We start from the raw sequence: 21593 nt of genomic DNA on the forward strand, positions 1-21593 counted from the left end.
AATGGAGACAAACTCTTCCCCAATCTCCTTACCTCTTAGAAAATCTTCACCCTAACTAGGAAAAGTCCTTGCTTCTCAAGAGAGAATCTTCCGATCCTTGCCACCGCAAAGAGTTTGCACGCTACGAGGGAGAGTTGGATGACACGCTAAGGTCCATCGGCAACTACGCTAGACGGCGGTCCATCCACCGTCCACATTGAGGTTCTGGCCGGTGACGTAGGTGCTGGCGTCGGAGGCGAGGAAGATCAGAGCTCCGCAGAGTTCGATCGGGCGGCCGATGCGGTTGAGTACGGTGTAGCCCTTGAGCTTTTGTACGAAAGGCGAGTCTTCGGCGACGGAGTTCTGGCCTTCGGTGTCTTCGGTGTTAGAGAAGGGGCCGGGCGAGATGCAGTTGGCGCGGACGCCTTCGCGTCCCCAGAAGCTGGCCGTGTAGCGGGTGAAGGCGGCGAGTGCGGCCTTGGAGGCGGAGTAGCCCGGAGGGTTGAGCGAGGTGGTGCCCTCGTAGAGCTGTGGGCGCGGGGCAACCGAGGCATACATGGTTGCGATGTTGATGATGGAGCCGCGGTGCTGCTCTTTCATCTTGATGCCGAGGCGCTGGGTGGTCTGCACGGCCCAGTAGACGCCGCCCTGTAGATTGCGCTGCCATTGATCGAAGGTCGAGTTTTCGAGCGAGCCTTCGGGGACGTTGAAGCCTGTCGCTGAGCCGAGCTCGTGGGCGTTGTTGATGAGGACGTCGATGGATTTTTCTTCAGCGGCGATCTTATCGCAGAGCTCGTTTAGAGCGGCGACGTTGTACATATCGATCTGCGCTACGGAGATCTTGTCCGCGCCGAACTGGTTGGCCCAGGTTTTGGCTTCGCTCTGCAGGCGTTCGCTACGGCCTAGCGCGACTACGCGGGCTCCATTGGCGAGGAGGGCCAGGGCGAAGGTGCGGCCCAGGAAGCCGGAGGCGCCGGTGAGGACGGCGGTCTTGGCTTCGAGGTTGAAGAGGGAGTTGAGCTTGAGGTCGGCGGCGGTGATGGGCATGGTGGCTCCTGGGGGCTGACGAAAAACGGGAGGAAGCAGGTTCACTCGCTGCGCTCGGAATGACAACAAGAAAGGCAAAAGCAAAAGCAACGACAAAAGCAGAAGCAGATTCCCTGCGGGAATGACAACAAGAAAGGCAAAGGCCAAAACAACAGCGAGAGCAAAGACAGAGGTGATGCGGTTACCAGTATTTTTTTACGAAGGCCAGTTGGCCCTTGATGAATTCGACCTCATCGTTGTCTGCGCCGCGGGCTACCTGTAGCGTTACGCCGCCCTGATAACCGATGCTGTTGACGGCTTGGAAGACATCGTCGAAGTTCGCGGAGCCGGTGCCGAGAGGGCGGGTTTCTACGCCGCCTTCGGGCTTCTTGTAGCGGTCCTTGATGTGGACCGAGCCGATGCGTTCGCCGTAGGCGGCGAACTCTTCGGTGGCGATGTAGCCGAGGCCGGAGCTGTTGCCCGAGTCCCAGTTCACTTTGAGCATGGGATGCGGGATACGCTTGAGGAAGTCCGCGAAGTCGGTGGGGTTGAAGTCGGCTTCGAGGTGGAGTTCCACGCCGTTCTTCTCGGCGACGGGAAGGGCGCGTTTGAGAATCGCGATGACGGTTTGTCTTTCGTACTCTCCATTGATCTTGGAGTTGTCGACAAACGGCAGGACGATGCGTGTGGCCCCAATACGCTTCGCGATGGGGATGAGGTCGTGCAGGTGACGCTCGCGGCGATCGCGTTCCGCCGGGGAGCAGCGGATGAGTGGGACGTCCATGAACCAGTCGCCGCAGAGCGCCGGCGTGGCGATGTTGTGTTCACGCTTGAGGGCGTCGAACTCGGCCAGGCCTGCTTCCGAAAAGATGGGGTTGGCGATGCGACCGGTGGCGTCTTTGCCTTCGCCGTAAGCGTCGTGGATCCATTCGATGTAGTCCAGTCCGGCGGCCTTGGCGCGGGGGAACTCTTCGCGCCAGGCGCTGCGGGGGAAGGATTGGAAACGGCCGTCTTCCGGAGGGGAGAGACGGCCCTGCATGATGCCGTAGGTGTGGGACATGGGACCTCAAGGAGAGGTTGGGGGCGCAGCGGGAAGCAGGTTCCTCACTGCGCTCGGAATGACAACCAGAAAAGCAAGCGCAACAGCTATTCGGGCAGTGGCTTGACGATCATGTTGGCGAGGAACTCTTCGCGTGGCAGGAAGGGGAACAGGTCTTCCAGGGGCTTCGAGACGAAGCTGCCGTCGGGCTTCTGATAGCTCTGCAGGCGAGGGGCGCGGACTTCGTCGGGCAACACGTTGACGTCGCAGAGCACAGGGCCCTTCATGTCGAGAACCTTGCGGACCTCGGCGCGGAGGTCGGTCTGGTCCTTTATGATGTGCGTGCCGAGGCCGTAGCTGGCGCCTACCTTCGAGAGGTCCGGAATCGTGAGGCCGGTGTTCTTGTCGGCGCCGATGTTGGGCTTGCCGAAGTACGCCGTCTGGGAGGCGCGGATGGAGCTGTAGCCGTCGTTGTTCAGGACGAAGAACTTGATCGGAAGCTGGAGGCGGTGGATGGTCTCGAGCTCCTGGATGTTGAACATGAAGCCGCCGTCGCCGTCCACTGCGATGACCTCACGGCCCGGATTGGCGATGGAGACGGCGATGGCCATGGGGATGGCGTAGCCCATGGAGCCCAGTCCTGCGGTGTGGTACAGGCGTTGCGAATGTAGCGTGGGGCAGGCGAGCAGGTAGATCTCGATGCCGGAGCCGCTATTGCCTACGACGAGGCGGTCGTTGGGGCTGACCTCTTCGCCGAGGACTTCGGCGAGGTTGAAGATCGAGACCAGGCCTTCGGGCTTGCGGTGTTCGTCGGTGACCACTGGATAGCGGGTCTTCCAGTCGGCGCAGCGGGCCAGCCAGACGTCGATGTTGCGCGGCTTGAGTTTGTCCTTGTGTTTAAGGAGCTCGGTGAGGAAGTCCTTGGCGTCGGCGCAGACGGGTTGCTGCAGATAGGGATGCAGCTTGCCGAGTTCGGCGGCGTCGATGTCGACGGCGATCTTGTGGGCCTCGCGGGCGAGGTTGTGGGGAGCATAGCCGGTGATCGCGAAGTCCAGGCGCACACCAATGGCCAGCAGGAAGTCGGAGTTCTGCAGCGCGAAGTTGGCGCCGCGAGCGGCTACCGAGCCGGGACGGCCTACGTAGGTCGCATCGTCGGAGGGGACGAGATCGGCGGCGCACCAGGTGGCGACGGTGGGCACGCCCAGATACTTGCGCAGTTCTTCGAATTCTTTTTCAGCGCGAGCGAGGCGGATGCCGTTGCCGGCGAAGAGCAGGGGGCGCTCGCAGGCGTTGAAGGCCTCGATGGCGCGGGCGACTTCCTCCGCGACGTTGGACGTCCCGTGGATGAAGTCCGCATGCGCGTACTCTGCGGGGTCGAAGCCGCGCAGGGTGGTCTCGTCGATGGGAGAGGCCTGCACGTCGAGCGGGATGTCGATCCAGACCGGGCCGGGGCGGCCGTTCATCGCGAGATAGACGGCCTTCTCGAGGTGATAGCGGATGTCTTTGGGCTCGAGGATGGTTTCGGCGTACTTGGTGATCGGACGCACGATGGAGCAGATGTCGACTTCCTGCACGCCGAGCTGGCGCATGCCGAGCGGCTTGCCGGTGACGGCGTCGAACATGCGGTCGGGACGCTTGACCTGGCCGGAGATGAAGAGGGTCGGTGTGGAGTCGAGCCACGCGCCCGCCACGCCGGTGACCGCGTTGGTGCCGCCGGGGCCGGTCGTCACCATGCAGACGCCGAGGCCGTTGGAGGCCTTCGCATAGCCTTCGGCGCAGATCGCAGAGGCCTGCTCGTGCGAGTTGCAGATCGAGGTGATGCGGGACTCCGCGCCGAGCGATTGGTTGAGGTGCATCGCACCGCCGCCGGTGACGAGAAAGACATTCGTAATGCCCAGATCGGCAACGAACTTCAGAACATAATCGGAGAGCTTCATTTGCACCTATCGTAAACCGTTGACAAGAGAAGAGGAACCCGGGCGATCGGCTCTGACCCGCCTATTCGGGTGGGCGCATCTGGAAGACGTCGCGGCCACGCAGATTGCGGGCGGAGAGAAGGGCATCGGCAAAGGAGCGAACGGCACCGTGGCCACCGGGCTGCGTCGAGACGAAGCCGTGTTCGCTGACGTGGGCCAGTACATCTGCTGCGGCGTTGGAAGGGCAGGCGCAGAGGCCGGCGATCTCCATGGCGAAGAGGTCGTTAACGTCGTCGCCGAAGAAGCAGGTCTGTTCCAGTGGGACTTCGAACTTTATGGCGAACTCGCGCAGGGCGGTGGCTTTATCGCGGGTGCCCTTTACGACGTAAGGGATGTGCATCTTCTGCGCGTAGAGATCGACCAGCGGCGAGGGCTCGCCGGAGATCAGCGCCATCTTGATGCCCAGCCGCCGCAGCAGGGAGACGCCCATGATGTCGGTGAAGGAGAAGCTCTTGGACTCTTCACCGGAGGGAGACCAGGTGAGGGTGCCGTCCGTGAGAACGCCATCGACGTCAAAGGCGATGGCTTGCAGGGTTTGAAGCTGTAAGGGATCAAAGGGCATGTGAGTTCCAGTTTAGTCGGATGTCCGGGAGCAGTTCTCGGTTGGTCGCTGTGCCAGGGATAAACAGGAACAAGCAAAAGCGCCCAATCCATTTGGACTGGGCGCTTTTGTTTGGTTGAGGGCAATTAGACTGCGGCACCGACACGGCGCAGCTTCTTCATGACGGGAATCTCTTCCTCGTAGACGCGCTTGATGCCGTCGCCATAGGACTGCTCGCACAGGCGGATATCGCGCACGAGGCGCGAGATGCCGTTGGGCTCGAGCGAGGCCGCCTGGTCCGAACCCCACATGGCGCGATCCATCGTGATGTGGCGCTCCACGCAGCAGGCGCCGAGAGCAGAGGCGGCGACAGAGGTGGGAATGCCGGTTTCGTGGCCGGAGTAGCCGACCGGGATGCCGTAGCGCTGAATCATGTTCGGGATAGCGTGCAGGTTGAGTTGCTCGTACTTGGCAGGGTAGGTCGAGGTGGTGTGCATGAGGATCAGGTTTTCCTTACCCAGCACTTCGACGGCGTGGTCGATCTCAGCATAGGTGCTCATGCCGGTGGAGGCGATGACGGGCTTGCCGGTCTTGCGGATGTACTTGAGCAGGTTGTCGTCGGTCAGCGAAGCCGAGGCGACCTTGTAGACCGGAGTATCGAACTGTTGGATGAAGTCAACGGAGGGCTCATCCCAGGGAGAGACGAACCAGTCGATCTTGACCTGCTTGCAGAAGCTGTCAATCTCTTCGTAGTCTTCCTGACCGAACTCGAGGCCGCGCTTGAGGTCGCCATTGGTCTCGCCGAAGGGATTGGGACGGGGCGTCGCAAGTTCCTTCTCGGTGTAGACGATCTCTACGGTGCGTTTCTGGAATTTGACTGCATCGCAACCGGCTGCGACAGCGACCGAGATGAGGCGTTTCGCGAGGTCGATGTCGCCGTTGTGATTGATGCCGATCTCGGCGATGACATAGCAGGGTTGACCGACGCCAAGCTGCTTATTTCCGACTTTAACGGTGCTCATTCATGCTCCAGAGGTTGCTCCCAGAAGGCTGGGAGCGGGTTGAGGGCCAAAAAGAGATACTTGAGAGACTGTCTGCATTCTTACAGGAACATCGGAGAGCGTCTAGGCTGCAAATCATTGAAATGCAATGAACATTTAGCGCCTAACCGTTATTGCGCCCAAGCCATTCTGTTCGTGGCGGTGCAAAGATGTCGAAGATCACAGTGTCTTCTATAGCCTCGGCCGTATGGGGTAGATTGCCGGGGATGACAAGCACATCACCGGCGCGGACAATCCTTTCTTCGGCGGAACCTTCTTCGCCGATCGAAAAACGCATGGCTCCTACAGCGAGGTAGGAGATCTGCTCGTTAGGATGCACGTGACGTGGTCCCGTGCTGCCTTTCTTAAGTTCAAGCCGGGCCAGCATGACCTGCGACCCGGTAACAAACTGACGGGTAAGCAGAGAATCGAGCTGTTCTACGGGGAGTTCGGCCCAGGATGTGTGATGCGCGGTGGAGGAAGACATATGGAGTAAGACTAAAGGGTTTTGCGGTAAGGAGCCCACTCCCTGTGAATCAACGTGTAAACATGATGTAAAGTAGACGGAACTGGTTCAAAAGCAAGGTGTCTTCCGAGCCCAAAATGGCCTGCGGGGAACGTATATTCATGGGCTGCGCCGAGGTCGGGTGCAGATGCCGGTAGCCTTTTATTCACTGGGTCCTAAAGTTTTTTCACTGGTGTTCTTTTTACTTGCGAAAGGGTGATCGTCCCATGCGCTGGGTGGCAAAGCTGTACTCGAAAAGCAGAACGAAAGCGTTATGTGCGCTGGCATTGGTAGCGTGCGGGTTGATGGTGACAGGTGTCGCCATGGCCCAGACTCCGGCGGCGGCCGATCGTATCGCAGCTCTTGAGAAGACCGCAGCCGATCAGGCAACGGCAATTGCAGCGGCTCAAAGCGCGGGTGACAACGCGTGGATGCTTACCAGCGCGGCGTTGGTGCTGCTGATGAGCGGCCCTGGACTGGCGCTGTTCTATGGCGGCCTCGTCCGCAAGAAAAATATCCTCGGCACCATGATGCAGACCTTCGCGATGATGGCCGTGATTACGGTTCTGTGGGCCCTGGTGACCTATTCGCTGGCGTTCGGCACGGGCAACGCCTTTATCGGCGGCCTGCATAACGTCTTTCTGCACGGTGTTGGGATCTCGCCGATCAAAGAGTACGCGCCGACGATTCCGGGCCAGACCTTCATGGTCTACCAGTTGATGTTTGCGATCATTACCCCCGCGCTGATTACCGGCGCGTTTGCCGAGCGCATGAAGTTTTCCGCCATGCTGGTGTTCATGGTTCTGTGGGCGTTGATCGTCTACAGCCCGATGGCGCACATGGTCTGGGGCATTGGCGGCCTTCTGAACGCTGCTGGCGGCAAGTTCCCCTGCCTGGACTTTGCGGGCGGAACGGTCGTTCATGTGACCTCCGGTGTCAGCGCGCTGGTGACGGCTCTGTATCTGGGCAAGCGGCTGGGCTATCCGAAGAAGGCCATGCCTCCTCATTCGGTGGTTCTGAGCTTTATTGGCGCTTGTTTGCTGTGGGTGGGCTGGTTTGGCTTCAACGCAGGTTCGGCACTCGGTGCAAGCGGCCTGGCGACCTCGGCTTTTGTGGCGACGCACTTCGCCGCTGCCGCTGCGGCGATCGGCTGGGCGGCTGCTGAGTGGATTCGCAACGGCAAGCCCTCCGCTCTGGGCGGCATCTCGGGCGCGGTGGCAGGCCTGGTGGCCATTACTCCGGCCTCCGGCTTCGTTACCCCGATGAATGCTCTCTGGATTGGCCTGATCGCGGGTGTGTTCTGTTTCTTCATGGTTGTGAAGGTCAAGAACATCTTCGGCTATGACGATTCGCTGGATGCCTTCGGGGTTCACGGAGCAGGCGGCACGCTGGGTGCGATTCTGACGGGTTTGTTTGCGAATTCGGTCATCAACCCGATCTTCGGAGCGGGCAAGGCGACGGGTTTCTTTGAAGGAAATCATGCCCAGGTGGTGAACCAGTTGGTGGGTGTTGCCATCGCCTGGGCACTTTCCATCGTGGGTACTCTGATAATTCTGTTTGTAGTTGATAAGCTGATGGGTCTTCGTGTGAGCGAAGATGATGAACGCGAAGGCTTGGATCTCTCGCAACATGGCGAAGAGGGCTATGACTGGGAAGCGGCTTAGAGTAGAGAACAGGAAACAGGAAAAGCGAGAAGGATATGCAGAAGATTGAGGCGGTGATTCAGCCTTCGAAGCTGGATGCGGTAAAAGATGCGCTGGTGGAGCTTGGTATCGCGGGGATTACGATCTTCGAAGCCCGCGGCCATGGACGGCAAAAGGGACACACGGAGTTCTACCGTGGCCGCGAGTATGCGGTGGACCTTCTGCCGAAGGTGAAGCTCGAACTGGTTGTGATGGACGACATGGCGGAGAAGGCCATTCAAGCCATCATTACGGCAGCGCGGACGGGGCGTATCGGCGATGGCAAGATCTTCGTCTCGAAGGTCGATGAAGCGATCCGGATCCGCAACGACGAGCGCGGAGAGATTGCGCTGTAGGTGTTGTTTTATTTGTAGTGTCGATGGGCGGGGCAAGGACTGGAAGAGCATGGCTAAGAGCCCATGCGGCATGGTTGATCTATGCTTTCCAGTCTTTGCCGCATCTGGTTGTAGTTGGGGGACGAACCAAAGCTGAACACGTGGGGTGACGGCGACGAACGACGATACGATGCGCGCGGAGTATGAGCGGTTGATGGGGCAGATTCGCCGCGACTTTGAGGTCGGGGACAGCGGCCTCGCCGTGGCAGGATCGCGTTCGGGCCTGGTAGATGCGTTCATCCGGCGGCTGTGGGCTGTGGAGGTCGCAGCCGAACCTCGATTCGCAAAGGGAATTGCCATTGTGGCCATTGGTGGGTATGGCCGTGCGCAGTTGTTTCCTCATTCCGATATCGACATGCTGTTCTGCGCTGAAAAGGGTGAGGCCCTTCGTGCGAAGGATGCCATCCGGCGTGTCTCGCAGGCGCTGTGGGACTGCGGCATGCGGGCCTCTCCGATGACGCGAGCCCTGGCGGAGTGCGAACGCTTTGCGCCGGAGAACGCGGAGTTCGGGCTGTCTCTGATGGATCGAAGACCCATCACGGGCGACGCGGCGATCTTTGCGAAGCTGGATGACAAGATCCGCAACAAGCTGATGGTGCGCGACGCGAAGGCGATTCGTTCGGAGATTGCATCGCTGACGCGCGAGCGGCACGCGAAGTATGGCGGTACGCTCTTCCACCTGGAGCCGCATATCAAGGATTGTCCTGGCGGCCTGCGCGATGCGCATGTCTGTGGCTGGCTGAGGATGCTGCAGGGACGTTCTCCCGATGTTGCCAAGGGCGATGGCGAGTTTGAAGAGGCCCTGGCGTTCCTGGCCGCCGTGCGATGTTTCCTGCACTACAGGCATGATCGCGACGACAACACGCTGGACTGGCTGGCTCAGGATGCAGCGGCGGAGCAGGGTATTGGCCTGGGCCGACGGACCGAGGGTGGCAAGATCGATGCCGCGTACTGGATGCGGGCTTATTTTCGGCATGCGCGCATCGTTGAGCGTCGCCTGCTGCGAGAGTTGGAAGTCAATGGATTGGTGCGGGAGAGTGAACTCCGCCGCGTAAAGCTTGTGCCGGTGCCCGGATTTCGCCTGAAAGATGGGCGAATCGTACTCGATCCGGCAGGTGCGGCTGATCCCGCGGCCGATCCGGATACTGTGTTGGCTGCGTTTGCCGCGATGGCAAAGACTGGGGCTGCGTTTTCCACAGAGAGCGAAGAACGGATTGCGGCGGCGTTGCCTCGTCTGTCGGCTTATCTGGAAGAAGGGCCGGCACTCTGGAGCAAGCTTTCTGCGATTCTCACAGGAGCGCGTGCGGGAATGGCCCTGCGTGCGATGCACGCTCTGGGGTTGCTGGAGTTGATTCTCCCCGAGTTTCACGGTATCGATGCCCTGGTGATTCGCGATGCCTATCATCGCTACACGGTGGATGAGCACACCTTTGTCGTGGTGGACACGCTGCATGGGCTGGAGAGCGATCCTGGGCCGAATGCACCGGAGTGGCGCATCAAGTTTGGTTCGATGATTCGAGAGCTGCAAAATCCTGGATTACTCTACTTGGCTGCCTTGCTGCATGACACGGGCAAGGGCCGGGCCGGGAGCGATCATGCCAGCGAAAGCGCCCGCATGGCCAAGGGCGTGCTGGTGCGGCTGGAGATGGATGCCTACGACTCTGCTCTGGTGATGCGGTTGATCGAAACGCACCTTGAGATGTCCGCGGCGCTGCGCCGGGACATCTTCGACGCGAAGACGGTGCGTGTCTTTGCAGGCAAGGTGCAGACGCACGAGTCTCTGCGCATGTTGACGCTGTTTACCTATGCGGATATCCAGGCCGTGCATCCGGACGCGCTTACGCCATGGAAGGCGGAGAACCTCTGGCGGCTATCGATGAATGCGGCCAACCAGCTCGATCGCAATGTGGATGAAGAGCGCGTCAGCACGCGCGGCAGGGACGAACGCATCGCCCGTGTGCTGGCTCTGCTGCCGAAGCGGGAAGCCGAGGCCGAGCAGTTTCTGGAGGGCTTTCCAGAGCGGTACTTGAAGACGCGTTCTGCCGAGGAGATTCGCCGTCACTTCGAGATGACGACGCACTTTGACGAGGAGCCGTTCCAGATCTCCTGCAACTATGGGACGTCCATGAGCGAGATCACCCTGGTCACGCGGGACCGGCCTCGGTTGTTTGCGGGTATGGCTTCCGCTCTGGCTGCGTGGGGGATGAACGTCGTAACGGCTGATGCCTTTGCCAATGCAGCTGGGGTGGTGGTCGACAGCTTTCGGTTTACCGATACCTTTCGCACGCTCGAACTGAATGTGAGCGAGCGCGAGAGATTTGTGGAAAGTGTGCGGGAGCTGGTGGCGGGGCGTGCCTCGGTAGAGAAGATGCTCAGCGGCCGCCGCCGCAGTCGTCGCCGCGCTCCACGCATTACGGTGGAGACGAAGATCGACTTCGACGAGAAGGCCTCGAGCCACAGCACGCTGCTGCAGATCGTTGCGCAGGACGTGCCGGGATTGCTGCGCGCCGTCAGCCTGACCCTGAGCGCGTCGGGGCACAACGTTGAAGTGGCTCTCGTCGATACGGAAGGCGAGACGGCCATCGATGTGTTTTACCTCACGCATGGCGGGATGCGGCTGAATGAGGAGCAGGAATCGGAGCTGCGGAGTGCGCTGCTGGAGGCGATCGATGAGAATGCACGCTAGTCAACCGCTCTTCTTCATCGAAGCTGCAAAAGGTACTCGAAGGGCATGCTGGCCGGGTCATTATGGGACATCTTCGGGGCCTCGGTGAGGCTCAAATATGACAAGACGAACAAAATAGATGCGCTGCCGACGGCAACGTATTGAAACAAGCTGGCATCGCATCGTTATACTGATTTTTATGAGCATGGATCCAAATCAGACTTCGACCAGTGGGCGGCCAACCTCGGTTCCTCAGCGCAACGACCGGTATATCTTCGGCACGCTCGATAGTTTTGGCAAAAATCGCGATAAAGTGGCGGAAGTAAGTTGGGGCGAAGAACAGCCTGAGGGTGTAGTTCTGGCTTCGCTGGACGCAGCAATCAACTGGGTTCGCAAGAATTCGGTCTGGCCGATGACCTTTGGCCTGGCCTGCTGCGCGATCGAGATGATGTCGATGGGTGGATCGCGCTATGACATTGCGCGTTTTGGCGCGGAGGTCTTCCGGCCTTCCCCCCGGCAGAGCGACCTGATGATTATTGCGGGCCGCGTCTCGCAGAAGATGGCTCCTGTCATCCGCCGGCTTTACGAGCAGATGCCTGAGCCGAAGTGGGTGATTTCGATGGGGGCCTGCGCGACCTCCGGTGGTGTTTTCAATAACTACGCGCTGCTGCAGGGCGTAAACCAGGTCATTCCGGTGGACGTATATGTTCCCGGGTGCCCACCGCGGCCGGAGCAATTGCTCTATGCCATTACCTTGTTGCAGGAAAAGATTCAGGGCAGTCGGGGCACGGTGAGAGACACATTGAATTTGTCGTAACGGAAAGCAGGGTTATTCGTCTAGCTTTCTGTTGGGGCAGGGAACGATTGCTTTAGAAGTTTGCAGCCGTTCTAATCGGCCAAATACTTATGGGTTTGCTCATTGGTAAATGGCTAAATTGATGCAGGGTAAGGAATTTTGTTGTAGACACAGAGAACATCTGCGTTACACTTTTGAAGAATTCCCATACGTAAGCGGATCATAGCTCGAACTGAGTCCGCAAAAGCAGAACATGTAAGCACGTCATTAGTGGAGGATTGTCGAATGTCTTATCGCCCGTTTCGCAGTATCGGCCGGTGCCTGCTGGCAGCCAGTGCGGTCAGCTTTGGAATAGTGAGCCTGAGCGCGCAGACCGCGCCCAGCACAACCGCCCCCAGTGGGCCCAATCCTTCGCGAGTCGATCTCTTTGTGGGTTACTCGTACTTTGGCGCTCATGGAGAAGTGAAGCCGTCGGATATTCCCTACTCGTCGATCAACGTGGGTGCGATCGGTTCAGGCGCCTACTACTTCAACAAGTATGTTGGCGGCGAAGTTGTCTACGTCAGCCATCACGGTTTCGGCGGAGATACCGGTCAGTCCAACGACGGTTTTGACTCTCTGTCGGCTGGTCCTATCTTCCGTGCTCCGATGCAGAACTTCACGCTCTTCGCTCACGGACTTGTCGGCATCGGTCGCCTCCTGGGACCGAACAATGACAATCCTGCTCTCTTTGAGCATGAGCCCTGGACATACGGCCCTGCCCTGACGGTCGGCGGCGGTATGGACTATGACACCCCGCTCTTCCATCATCACCTCGGCATTCGCCTGTTCCAGGCTGACTTCCGCTATGTTCACGCTGACTTCGGTCCGGTCGCTACGACGGTTACTCCCCCCTTCACCACTGTTCCTCCTGTTTATGGAACTCCCTGGCTGGGTGGTCGCGCGAACCTGAACGGTGTTGACCTCAGCACCGGCATCCTGTGGCACATCGGCAGCGTTGTTCCGCCGCCGCCTGTTACCTATGCCTGCGCTGTGACAGCTCCCACCGGTCCGATCTACCCCGGCGATGTGGTCACGATTACCGGAACGGCCACCAACCTGGCTGCGAAGGGTAAGACGAACTACACCTGGACCTCGGATTCCGGTCCGGTCTCCGGATCTGCGGACGTTGCGAGCATCGACACCAAGTCGCTCCAGCCTGGTAACTACACTGTGAAGGGCAAGATCTCACAGGGTAACAAGGTTTACCAGAATGCAGAGTGCTCGGCTCAGTTCACTGTCACCCCCTTCGCTCCTCCGACAGTAGGCTGCTCGGCTAACCCCTCGACGGTGAACCCCGGTGATCCTTCGACGATTACGGCCAGCGGCGTCAGCCCGCAGAACCGTCCTCTGACCTACAGCTACAGCGCCACGGCTGGTTCGATCAGCGGCAACACCTCAACGGCCACCCTCACCACAGCTGGCGTTGCTCCTGGCACGGTTACCGTGACTTGCAACGTAGTTGATGACAAGGGCCAGTCTGCTTCGCAGATGACGACCGTTACGGTTGCGGCTCCTGTGGTTGCTCCGACCCCGGTCACCACGACCAGCCTCTGCACCATCGCCTTCAACCGCGATGTGAAGCGCCCGACGCGTGTGGACAATGAAGCCAAGGCTTGCCTTGACGACATCGCCCTCAGCGCTCAGCGCGATCCGCAGGCCAAGCTGGCTGTTATCGGTAACGCTGCAGCAAACGAGAAGATGGCAGAGCACAAGGCTGCTGAGCGTGCTGTGAACGAGAAGGCATACCTGGTAACTGAAAAGGGTGTCGACTCCTCGCGCATCTCGGTCTACACCGGCAGCGCTGGTGACAAGAGCGCAGCAACGACCATCATCCCCGTAGGCGCTACGCTGGACACGACCGGTCTCACCCCTGTGGATGAGAGCGCAATCAAGGTCCAGCCTCGCAAGTCGCTCGGTGCTGGTCACCGTCACCACCACAAGGGCTAACGCTAAGTAATTAGCTGAAGCTATACACCAACGGCTGGCTGGGGAATATCCCCAGCCAGTCGTTTTTTATTTCAGAGTATGTTGTCCGGTTTCTCGCTTGGAGTGTGCAAGCACTCTGCTGTGGCTGGAATAGACGTTGAGGGCTGTAAGCCCGACTCATCTTTGTGCAGGCATGATGAGTCGGGCTTACAGCCCTCTGCTTTCGAGTTAGTCCTGTACCTGGGGCTACGCTTGCAGCGAGCTAAAAACCGCTCGCTGCTGCGCTCCACCCCAGGCTGGTATGAAACGGGCCCTTGGCCCTAAAGATCAAGACTCTCTTCCCCTCCAAGAGTTTTTCCGCAGCCTAAATGCTCGAAGTCTCGATGATGAGCGGTACTTTCAGCGTTCGATGAAGTGGGGATTGATGCTGCTTACTATTTCCATTTAAATAGGCTGGATTTTATGAATGGAGGCAGGAGGTATCGTTTCAGATATTAGTGACGAAGTAACTTCAAAGCGTGCTGAAGCCAGGAAAGCTTTTCGCTGGCTAGTTGCGTAATAGCAACAATTTCGAAGATTGTAAGATGATGGAGCTACTTTCTCCTGGGTGAATAGTTCTTGCAAGCCGTTCTTATTCAATGGTTTGATCGTTTTTAATCTGTAATGCGCAAGTAGCTTCGAGCCTTATCTATAAATGACTATGGATGCAGTACTATAGAGCCAAGAAAAACAGGGTCGCGGAAGTTACAGGAAGCTGTTTCTTTTTGTTAGATTTAGATAGAGATGGGGCATCTGTGTCAAACTTTTGCGAATCATATACATCAACCGACAAGTAAGGCGTAACGTAAGTAAAGCGTAGCGTTATCCGCTGTATCTATTCCATCTTCAACCTATGGGGAATCTCATGTCCTATCGCCCATTTCGCAATATTGGCCGGTGTCTATTCGTTGTCAGTGCGCTCAGCCTTGGAGTTGCGAGCTTGAATGCGCAGAGAATGCCCAACATAACGGCTCCCTCGGGAGATACTCTTCCGCGTTATAACATCTTCCTCGGGTATTCCTATTTCAATGCGCATGGGCAGGTTGAGCCGTTCAATCTCCCCTATACGTCGATTCCCGCCGGTGGCATTGTGTCGGGTGCTTACTTTTTTACTCATCATGTCGGCGCTGAAGCTTCTTTTGTCCTGCATCACGGCACGGGCGATAACGGCAGCAATAATGATGGCTTCGATTCTTTGTCGGTCGGTCCTATTGTTCGTTTTCCCGTGCAGAACTTTACCCCGTTTGTACATGCCTTGTTTGGCGCGGGGGCCATTGTAGGACCGAACAACGATGGAGCGCAGTTCGAGCACGAGCCCTGGACCTGGGGGCCAGCTTATACCGTGGGCGGCGGGTTGGACTACGATACGCCGCTTTGGGGTCGTCGGATCAGCGTTCGCGTGATCCAGGCAGACTTCCGTTACTCACATGCTGACTTTGGCACTCCTTACACCGGTAGCATTCCCGATTTTCAGACTGCCTTTCTAGGGGGCACGGTCGGCCTTAAAGGGGTAGATCTCAGCGCCGGTGTCGTGATCCATCCCTCCGGTGAGAGCTGGAAGGCTGTCATGACCTATGGCTGCGAGGTAACGGTCCCGACGGGACCCATCTATCCGGGAGATATTGTTACGATCACCGGAACAGCTGGCCAGATGAATCCGAAGAAGGACGCGAACTACACATGGTCGGCACAGGGTTTCCCTGTCTCTGGGACCTCGGATGTCGTGAGCGTCAACACCCAAGCTCTGGCTCCTGGAACCTACACCGTGCGGGGTCATGTTTCGCAGGGGAACAAGCCTTACGAGATGGCCGACTGCACGACGCAGTTTACGATTCGGAACTTTGATCCGCCAACGGTCAGTTGCTCGGCGAATCCCTCGAACGTGAATCCGGGCGAGTCCTCGACGATTACGGCCAACGGTGTCAGCCCACAAAACCGTCCTCTGCACTACAGCTACAGCGCTACGGCTGGAACGGTCAGCGGCAATACCTCGACGGCTACTTTGGCGACGGACGGAGCTGCTCCCGGGTCGACGATCACTGTGACCTGCGATGTGGTGGACGACAGACGGCAGACTGCTTCGCAGACAGCGAGTGTAATGATCGCTGCGCCGGCACCGCCTCCTCCGGCGGCAACGGCCAGCAGCCTCTGCTCGATCTCATTCAGTCGTGATGCAAGGCGTCCGACACGTGTGGACAATGAAGCCAAGGCCTGCCTTGATGACATTGCCCTCAGCGTACAGCGTGATCCTCAGTCCAAGCTGGCGGTTGTCGGCAACGCTGCGGATGGCGAAAACATGGGCGATCATAAAGCCGCGGAGCGCGCGGTGAATGAGAAGGCCTACCTGGTGGGCGAAAAGGGAATCGATGCCTCACGCATCTCGGTGTATACGGGCACGGACGACGCGAGAAGCGCGACGACGACCCTTATCCCGGCTGGCGCCAGCTTCGATAGCTCAGGGCTCAACGCTGTAGATGAGGGTTCCGTCAGGCCTACGCCGCGGGAACCTCTGCCCGCTGCACGGCACCGTCGTAAGTAAGCATCCGAGATTCTCCGGAAGCTTACACAACTACGGCTGGCTGGGATGTCCCAGCCAGCCGTCTCTTTTGGGTGTAACAGTCATTACTCAGGTATCTCTCTTGAGGCACAAATCCGGGGAGCGCTTTAGAAGAGTGCAATCGGCGGCGGAAGCGGTTAAGTTTAATAGTAAGAGGTCACAGAAACAGAATGATTTGGCGGACGTTACGCAGACTCGGTATGTCGGTTGTATTTTTGGGAATCATGCCCACCGCGATGCACGCGGTAACGTGGTTTCCTTTGGGCCCCTATGGTGGCTATGCCCGCTCGTTTGCGGCGGACCCCAGTAACTCCAGGCATCTTTATCTGGGCACGGCTACCGGCTGGCTGTATGAGTCCATGGATGGTGGCGCAAAGTGGGCACGCGTATCGCGCATCGACAAGCGCGACGACCTGGTGCTCGACCACATCCTGATCGATCCCCGGAACCCGAAGCACCTGATGGTGGGCGCCTTCGAGGTCGGTCATACCGATGGCGGTTTGTACATCAGCGAGGATGGCGGCAGGAACTGGTATGCGCAGGCCGAGATGCGCGGACAGTCGATCCGTTCGATGGCCCAGTCCTTGTCCGATCCGGATGTAATTGTTGCAGGCACGCTGCAGGGCATCTACCGCAGCACGGATAATGGCAAGCACTGGGCACTGATCAGCCCCGAGGGAAGCAAGGAGATCCACGAGGTGGAGTCCCTGGCGATCGATCCCGTGAACCCCAAGATTATTTATGCAGGAACGTGGCATCTGCCCTGGAAGACGGTGGATGGCGGCGAGCATTGGGACAATATCAAGAAGGGCCTTATCGATGACTCGGATGTCTTTTCGATCATCATCGACCCTGCGAAGTCCCATGTCGTTTATGCGAGTGCCTGCTCGGGCATCTACAAGAGCCTGGATGCGGGGGCAGAGTTCAAGAAGATCCAGGGGATTCCGTCCACCGCACGCAGGACGCGAAAGCTGCTGCAGGACCCCGCCAATCCCGAGACGGTCTATGCAGGCACGACAGAGGGCTTGTACCGCACGCAGGATGGTGGCAAGACCTTTTCACTCATGACCGGGCCAGACATTGTCGTGAACGATATTTATGTAGACCCGAAGAACCCCAGTCATGTTTTGCTGGCAACCGATCGGGGTGGCGTGTTGAGCAGCGAAGATTCAGCCACCAGCTTCGTTGCGTCGAATGCGGGCTTTTCCACGCAGCAGGTGACGTCCTTTGCGATGGACTCTCATAACAGGGCCAGAATTTACGTAGGCGTGGCGAACGGCAAGGAGATTGGGGGCGTCTTTGAGAGCCTCGACGGCGGCATACGGTGGGAGCAGCAGAGTGTCGGCCTTGGTGGCCGCGATGTCTTCAGCCTGGTTTCGACGCCTGAAGGAACGCTGCTTGCGGGAACGGCACACGGTATCTTCCGGCTTGGAGATTCGGGCTGGACGGATTCCGGAGCGCTGCTTCAACCGGCGGCAGCCCCGATTGTAAAAGCTAAGACGGCAGCCAAGTCGAAAGCAGCGCATGCGCCGCAGAAGCGGACGGTAGCGGCCAAGAGCACGGCTCGGGCGAAAAAGCCCGCTGTCGTAGCTGGACCTCCGAATTTCAGTGCGATTGTTTACTCTCTCTCTGAAGACGATGACATTGTCTATGCGGGAACCTCTGAAGGGCTGCTGCGTGGTGAGAACGATGGGCATACCTGGACACCGATCGCTTCTCTACATCTCCCCGATCCGCACTTCGTCGCCGCTGTGAAGTCGACGATCATGGTTGCCGGGTTGAAGAATATTGAGCTGTCGACGGATGCAGGCGCAACCTGGAGTACGGTCAGCCTGCCGGAAGACCTGACGCAGATTGCGACGATCGCGGTGGACGGGCAGGAGGGGCTCTGGGTCGGAGGCCAGGCGGGTGTGTTCTGCTCGACGGACCATGGGCAATCGTGGAAGACCCTGCCTAACCTCTATGTAAAGGATGTGGCCGGTGTCTTCTACGACGCAGCCAATCACCGCGTCCTGGTGGCATCCGGGAGCTCCACGTTCTCCTTTGGCGTCAGTGTGCCGGACCATAAGATCAGTTATTGGGAGAGCGGCTGGAACCTGCGATTTGTTCGCCCGGTGGGCGATCACCTGATCGGCGCGACGATGTTTGACGGGATGGTGGTGCAGCCCCAGATGGTCGTGTCCGAGATTTCGTCGACGAAGTAAGAGGGTTAGAAGGTGCCGGAACCCTGGGGCAGGTGTTCAAGAAGATGAGCGCTGTAAGCGCGGTGTAGCGTGCAGCCACGATAGATCGCCCCTTCAGGGCTCTAGCTTCTTTCAATCCGCAACCCAGGGTTCCGGCGACACGGCGAGCAAAAGCGCTCGCCGGCCGCCTCCGCCTTGGGCTGGGATATACCGCCCCTTTGGGGCTGACTTTTCGACTCTCGATCGCCCCGGAGGTCTAGAATGAATGTGATGAACACCGAAGCTATCAGCAACCGTCCGCGCCATTCCTTCCAGACCGACGATCCGGCCTTAGAGCCGATCGCGGACAAGGTTCAGCGCGGCGAGCGGCTGAGCTTTGAAGACGGGGTCGCGCTGTATCGCAGCGGCGACATCCTGGCCGTGGGCTGGATGGCAAATCTCGTTCGCGAGCGGATGCATGGCGATCTTGCTTACTTCAACGTGAACCGCCATATCAATCCGACGAATGTCTGTGTTGCCTCCTGCCGCCTGTGTGCGTTTGGGCGCAAGAAGGGCGCAGCCGATACCTACACGATGGCGCTCGAAGAGGCCTGGGAGACTGCGGGCAAGGGATTGACCGAGGCGGTGACGGAGTTTCATATTGTTGGCGGCCTGCATCCGGACCTTCCGTTTGAATACTTTATGGACCTGGTCAGCGGCTTGAAGGAGCGCTATCCGCAGGTCCACATCAAGGCCTTCACAATGGTGGAGATTGCGTTTCTCGCCAAGCGGGGCAAGATGACGATCGAAGAGGCCCTTGATCGCATGAAGGTTGCGGGTGTGGACTCCTGCCCCGGCGGCGGCGCGGAGATCTTCGCGGACCGTGTGCGGCACATCATCTGCGATCACAAGATCGATGGCGGTGAATGGCTCGAGACCGCGCGGCTTACGCACAAGGCGGGGCTGCGGTCGAATGCGACGATGCTCTACGGGCACATTGAGAACGATGAAGATCGTGTCGATCATCTGTTGAAGCTGCGTGCGGTGCAGGACGAGACTGGCGGCTTCCAGACGTTTATTCCGCTGAGCTTCCATCCGGAGAACACGGCTTTGGGGCATCTGCCGAAGTCGACCGGCATGACGGACATCCGGCAGATTGCCGTGAGCCGTCTGCTGCTGGACAACTTCGCGCATATCAAGAGCTACTGGCAGATGGTGACGCCGAAGATGGCGCAGATCTCGCTGCGCTTCGGCGCGGACGATATCGACGGCACGGTGGTGGAAGAGAAGATCTACCATGATGCCGGTGCGAAGACCCCGCAGGGATTACGGCGGCAGGATCTTGTACGCCTTATTACCGAGGCTGGTCGCGTGCCGTACGAGCGCGACACGCTGTATCGCGCGGTGACGCGCACTGAGGATAGCTTTACAGTTGCGGTCTAGAGCAGAATCCCTATTACTACGCCTCGGAAAGAGCATAGGAGCGGTACTTTTCTTGGGGAAAAGTGCCCTTCAAATGATCGCCATCGGGTATATCTATAGAGATTCTGCTTTAATCCTTTTGGGTGAGGCGAGCGGTGGAACTTGTCGCGGGTGTGGCTCAGGACGTAGGCCGTAAGACTCCTACGCGATGGGAGGCCGCTCTCTTTGCCCTCAAAGTCTGGATCTTGCGTGCGCAACGTGGCGTATACGATCTTGGCTATACGGCTCGCCGCTGGCCGGTCGAGAGATATCCCCAGGAAGAATGGCGGTCAAACTACGAGTTGCGTTCGCATCTCTGGTCCGATGCGGACCGGCGTGAGCGGCGGTTTGAGCTTGGCAAGGTGGAAAATCTGCGCAGGGCCTGCCTGCGTTTAAACGGCGTTGTGATTGAGGCCGGGGGAACTTTCAGCTTCTGGCAGCAGGTGGGCAAAGCCAGTAAACGCAAGGGATTCGTTACAGGCAGGATGCTGCAGCAGGGCTGTGTCGTTCCGGCGATTGGTGGCGGGCTATGCCAGCTTTCGAATGCGCTTTATGGTCTTGCTCTGAGGAGTGGTTGCGAGATCGTTGAGCGTCATGCGCACTCCGCGAAGATGCCGAATGCTCCGATCCACGACGCGACTGTGGCCTGGAATTACATCGACCTTCGCTTTCGCGTGGGTGAGAGGACGCGTATCAAAGTATGGATGAGTGGCGAGGAACTGATCGTCGAGTGGCAGACTGCTTCTTCCGTCGCGGCTGTGACTTCAACCTTCGTGCCACTGGATCAGATCGTTGGCGTACGTGCTGCGCGGCAGGTACAAAGCTGTGCCAGTTGTGATGTGACGGATTGCTTCCGTCATGAGACACCGCAATCTGCCGTGATGTCCGAAGAGTGTATGGCTTATCTGGTTGATCTCTGTTCGCCTGAGTTCGAGGCGTATGTTCAGCGGAGTCGCAGGGTTGGTGACGTCTTTGCGCGGGCAACGAAAGCCGAAGAAGCGGAGCGCATGGCGGCGAGGCTTGCGCAGACGCTGCGTCCTGAGGTGACTCATCTCTGTGTGAGCCGGAGTCTGCTGTCCTGGTTGTGGCGCATGGGCGTGATGGGTGGTCGCACGTTCGACGTGCTGATGACAACTGAATCTGCGCAGGCTGCGGATCGGGCTACAGGTCGGGCTACAGATCGAGGGCTGAGCCGGGATGAGGAAGAGGCACTGAAGGCGGCGCATCGGCTGGTCACTCTGGAAGAGGTGGGGGATGCGCCAACCGGCCAATCCAGGATCGCGAAGATGGTCAGCGCATGATCGATTGCGTGTTGCGGGGATATCTTAAGGGTGATCTCGAAGCGATGTTCCGGCTCGATGAGGTCTGTTTCGCGTCGCAGTTTCGGTTCACGCGCGAGATGATGCGGCACTCTGCCGAAGCTTCAGTGGCGCGCGTTGTGGTGGCGGAAAAAGACAAGGAGCTCGTCGGTTTCTGCATTGCTCATGTCGAGCAGGAGAACATGGGATACGTTGTGACACTGGATGTCGATCCTTCGTATAGACGGAACGGTGTTGCACGCCTGCTCATGAAGTGCCTGGAAGCAGAGTGCAGGGACGCGGGTTGTCTTTCGATGTGGCTGCATGCATATACGGAGAACTCTGCGGCGATTCGTTTCTATGAACGGATGGGGTATAGGTTTCTGCACATCGATGAGGATTTTTATGGTGAGGGAAGCGACGCGAGGGTGTACATCCGCGCGCTGAACCCTGCTTAGAAGTTT

At 58.7% G+C, this 21593-nt stretch carries 17 protein-coding genes; 10 read left to right on the forward strand and 7 right to left on the reverse strand.

Annotation, left to right across the window (positions count from 1 at the left end; genetic code table 11):
* Positions 1-168: 168 nt before the first annotated feature.
* The 7 genes from HDF15_RS23970 to HDF15_RS26085 all read right to left on the reverse strand — a co-directional run bounded on the left by HDF15_RS23970 (position 169) and on the right by HDF15_RS26085 (position 6431).
* Complete coding sequence (locus HDF15_RS23970) at positions 169-1026, reverse strand: SDR family oxidoreductase (protein WP_184260482.1); 858 nt, start codon at positions 1024-1026, stop codon at positions 169-171.
* Between the two features lie 181 nt (positions 1027-1207).
* Positions 1208-2065 (reverse strand): sugar phosphate isomerase/epimerase, encoded by an 858-nt coding sequence (locus HDF15_RS23975; protein ID WP_184260485.1) that lies wholly within the window; start codon positions 2063-2065, stop codon positions 1208-1210.
* An 86-nt stretch (positions 2066-2151) separates the two neighbouring features.
* Entirely contained in the window at positions 2152-3981 is a 1830-nt protein-coding gene (locus HDF15_RS23980; RefSeq protein WP_184260488.1) for a thiamine pyrophosphate-binding protein, read from the reverse strand.
* Positions 3982-4042: 61 nt separating this feature from the next.
* Positions 4043-4582 (reverse strand): HAD family hydrolase, encoded by a 540-nt coding sequence (locus HDF15_RS23985; RefSeq protein WP_184260491.1) that lies wholly within the window; start codon positions 4580-4582, stop codon positions 4043-4045.
* A gap of 125 nt (positions 4583-4707) precedes the next feature.
* The gene (locus HDF15_RS23990) at positions 4708-5583 is read right to left on the reverse strand and encodes an N-acetylneuraminate synthase family protein (protein ID WP_184260494.1); all 876 of its coding nucleotides are present in this window, start codon (positions 5581-5583) and stop codon (positions 4708-4710) included.
* 142 nt (positions 5584-5725) lie between these two features.
* Entirely contained in the window at positions 5726-6088 is a 363-nt protein-coding gene (locus tag HDF15_RS23995) for a cupin domain-containing protein (RefSeq protein WP_184260497.1), read from the reverse strand.
* A gap of 220 nt (positions 6089-6308) precedes the next feature.
* Positions 6309-6431, reverse strand: a complete 123-nt coding sequence (locus HDF15_RS26085) for a hypothetical protein (protein WP_260331317.1) — start codon at positions 6429-6431, stop codon at positions 6309-6311.
* Between HDF15_RS26085 and HDF15_RS24000 the strand changes: the two genes are divergently transcribed.
* The 10 genes from HDF15_RS24000 (at position 6412) to HDF15_RS24045 (ending at position 21587) form a co-directional block, all read left to right on the forward strand.
* The gene (locus HDF15_RS24000) at positions 6412-7770 is read left to right on the forward strand and encodes an ammonium transporter (RefSeq protein ID WP_311733198.1); all 1359 of its coding nucleotides are present in this window, start codon (positions 6412-6414) and stop codon (positions 7768-7770) included. The two genes, HDF15_RS26085 and HDF15_RS24000, sit on opposite strands and share 20 nt — an antisense overlap.
* Positions 7771-7805: 35 nt before the next feature.
* Positions 7806-8144, forward strand: a complete 339-nt coding sequence (locus HDF15_RS24005; protein WP_014266498.1) for a P-II family nitrogen regulator — start codon at positions 7806-7808, stop codon at positions 8142-8144.
* A 145-nt stretch (positions 8145-8289) separates the two neighbouring features.
* A complete protein-coding gene (glnD, locus tag HDF15_RS24010) occupies positions 8290-10869 on the forward strand; it encodes a [protein-PII] uridylyltransferase (RefSeq protein ID WP_184260503.1) in 2580 nt (859 codons plus the stop codon).
* Between the two features lie 178 nt (positions 10870-11047).
* The gene (locus HDF15_RS24015; RefSeq protein WP_184260506.1) at positions 11048-11665 is read left to right on the forward strand and encodes an NADH-quinone oxidoreductase subunit B family protein; all 618 of its coding nucleotides are present in this window, start codon (positions 11048-11050) and stop codon (positions 11663-11665) included.
* A 264-nt stretch (positions 11666-11929) separates the two neighbouring features.
* Positions 11930-13633: a hypothetical protein gene (locus tag HDF15_RS24020; RefSeq protein WP_184260508.1), complete on the forward strand. Its 1704-nt coding sequence runs from the start codon at positions 11930-11932 to the stop codon at positions 13631-13633.
* A 973-nt stretch (positions 13634-14606) separates the two neighbouring features.
* Entirely contained in the window at positions 14607-16190 is a 1584-nt protein-coding gene (locus HDF15_RS24025; RefSeq protein ID WP_260331318.1) for a hypothetical protein, read from the forward strand.
* A gap of 218 nt (positions 16191-16408) precedes the next feature.
* Positions 16409-18412: a hypothetical protein gene (locus tag HDF15_RS24030; protein ID WP_260331319.1), complete on the forward strand. Its 2004-nt coding sequence runs from the start codon at positions 16409-16411 to the stop codon at positions 18410-18412.
* A 240-nt stretch (positions 18413-18652) separates the two neighbouring features.
* Positions 18653-19813 carry an aminofutalosine synthase MqnE gene (gene mqnE, locus HDF15_RS24035; RefSeq protein ID WP_184260517.1) on the forward strand — a complete coding sequence of 387 codons (1161 nt, stop codon included), beginning with the start codon at positions 18653-18655 and terminating at the stop codon, positions 19811-19813.
* 134 nt (positions 19814-19947) lie between these two features.
* Positions 19948-21132 (forward strand): VanW family protein, encoded by a 1185-nt coding sequence (locus HDF15_RS24040; RefSeq protein WP_184260520.1) that lies wholly within the window; start codon positions 19948-19950, stop codon positions 21130-21132.
* Positions 21129-21587 carry an N-acetyltransferase gene (locus HDF15_RS24045; protein WP_184260523.1) on the forward strand — a complete coding sequence of 153 codons (459 nt, stop codon included), beginning with the start codon at positions 21129-21131 and terminating at the stop codon, positions 21585-21587. The genes HDF15_RS24040 and HDF15_RS24045 overlap by 4 nt, the downstream gene beginning before the upstream one ends.
* The last annotated feature ends 6 nt before the right edge of the window (positions 21588-21593 follow it).

It is taken from the genome of Granulicella mallensis, assembly GCF_014203225.1.
GTDB lineage: Bacteria > Acidobacteriota > Terriglobia > Terriglobales > Acidobacteriaceae > Granulicella > Granulicella mallensis_A.

What these genes read in the sequence shown, in the direction of transcription:
- HDF15_RS23995 (WP_184260497.1), bottom strand. Translation starts at nt 6,088, where the DNA reads ATGTCTTCCTCCACCGCGCATCACACATCCTGGGCCGAACTCCCCGTA.
- HDF15_RS26085 (WP_260331317.1), bottom strand. Translation starts at nt 6,431, where the DNA reads ATGGCGACACCTGTCACCATCAACCCGCACGCTACCAATGCCAGCGCA.
- HDF15_RS24030 (WP_260331319.1), top strand. Translation starts at nt 16,409, where the DNA reads ATGTCGGTTGTATTTTTGGGAATCATGCCCACCGCGATGCACGCGGTA.
- HDF15_RS24000 (WP_311733198.1), top strand. Translation starts at nt 6,412, where the DNA reads ATGGTGACAGGTGTCGCCATGGCCCAGACTCCGGCGGCGGCCGATCGT.
- HDF15_RS23980 (WP_184260488.1), bottom strand. Translation starts at nt 3,981, where the DNA reads ATGAAGCTCTCCGATTATGTTCTGAAGTTCGTTGCCGATCTGGGCATT.
- HDF15_RS23975 (WP_184260485.1), bottom strand. Translation starts at nt 2,065, where the DNA reads ATGTCCCACACCTACGGCATCATGCAGGGCCGTCTCTCCCCTCCGGAA.
- HDF15_RS24020 (WP_184260508.1), top strand. Translation starts at nt 11,930, where the DNA reads ATGTCTTATCGCCCGTTTCGCAGTATCGGCCGGTGCCTGCTGGCAGCC.
- HDF15_RS24025 (WP_260331318.1), top strand. Translation starts at nt 14,607, where the DNA reads ATGCCCAACATAACGGCTCCCTCGGGAGATACTCTTCCGCGTTATAAC.
- HDF15_RS23970 (WP_184260482.1), bottom strand. Translation starts at nt 1,026, where the DNA reads ATGCCCATCACCGCCGCCGACCTCAAGCTCAACTCCCTCTTCAACCTC.
- HDF15_RS23985 (WP_184260491.1), bottom strand. Translation starts at nt 4,582, where the DNA reads ATGCCCTTTGATCCCTTACAGCTTCAAACCCTGCAAGCCATCGCCTTT.
- HDF15_RS24045 (WP_184260523.1), top strand. Translation starts at nt 21,129, where the DNA reads ATGATCGATTGCGTGTTGCGGGGATATCTTAAGGGTGATCTCGAAGCG.
- HDF15_RS23990 (WP_184260494.1), bottom strand. Translation starts at nt 5,583, where the DNA reads ATGAGCACCGTTAAAGTCGGAAATAAGCAGCTTGGCGTCGGTCAACCC.
- mqnE (WP_184260517.1), top strand. Translation starts at nt 18,653, where the DNA reads ATGAATGTGATGAACACCGAAGCTATCAGCAACCGTCCGCGCCATTCC.
- HDF15_RS24015 (WP_184260506.1), top strand. Translation starts at nt 11,048, where the DNA reads ATGAGCATGGATCCAAATCAGACTTCGACCAGTGGGCGGCCAACCTCG.
- HDF15_RS24005 (WP_014266498.1), top strand. Translation starts at nt 7,806, where the DNA reads ATGCAGAAGATTGAGGCGGTGATTCAGCCTTCGAAGCTGGATGCGGTA.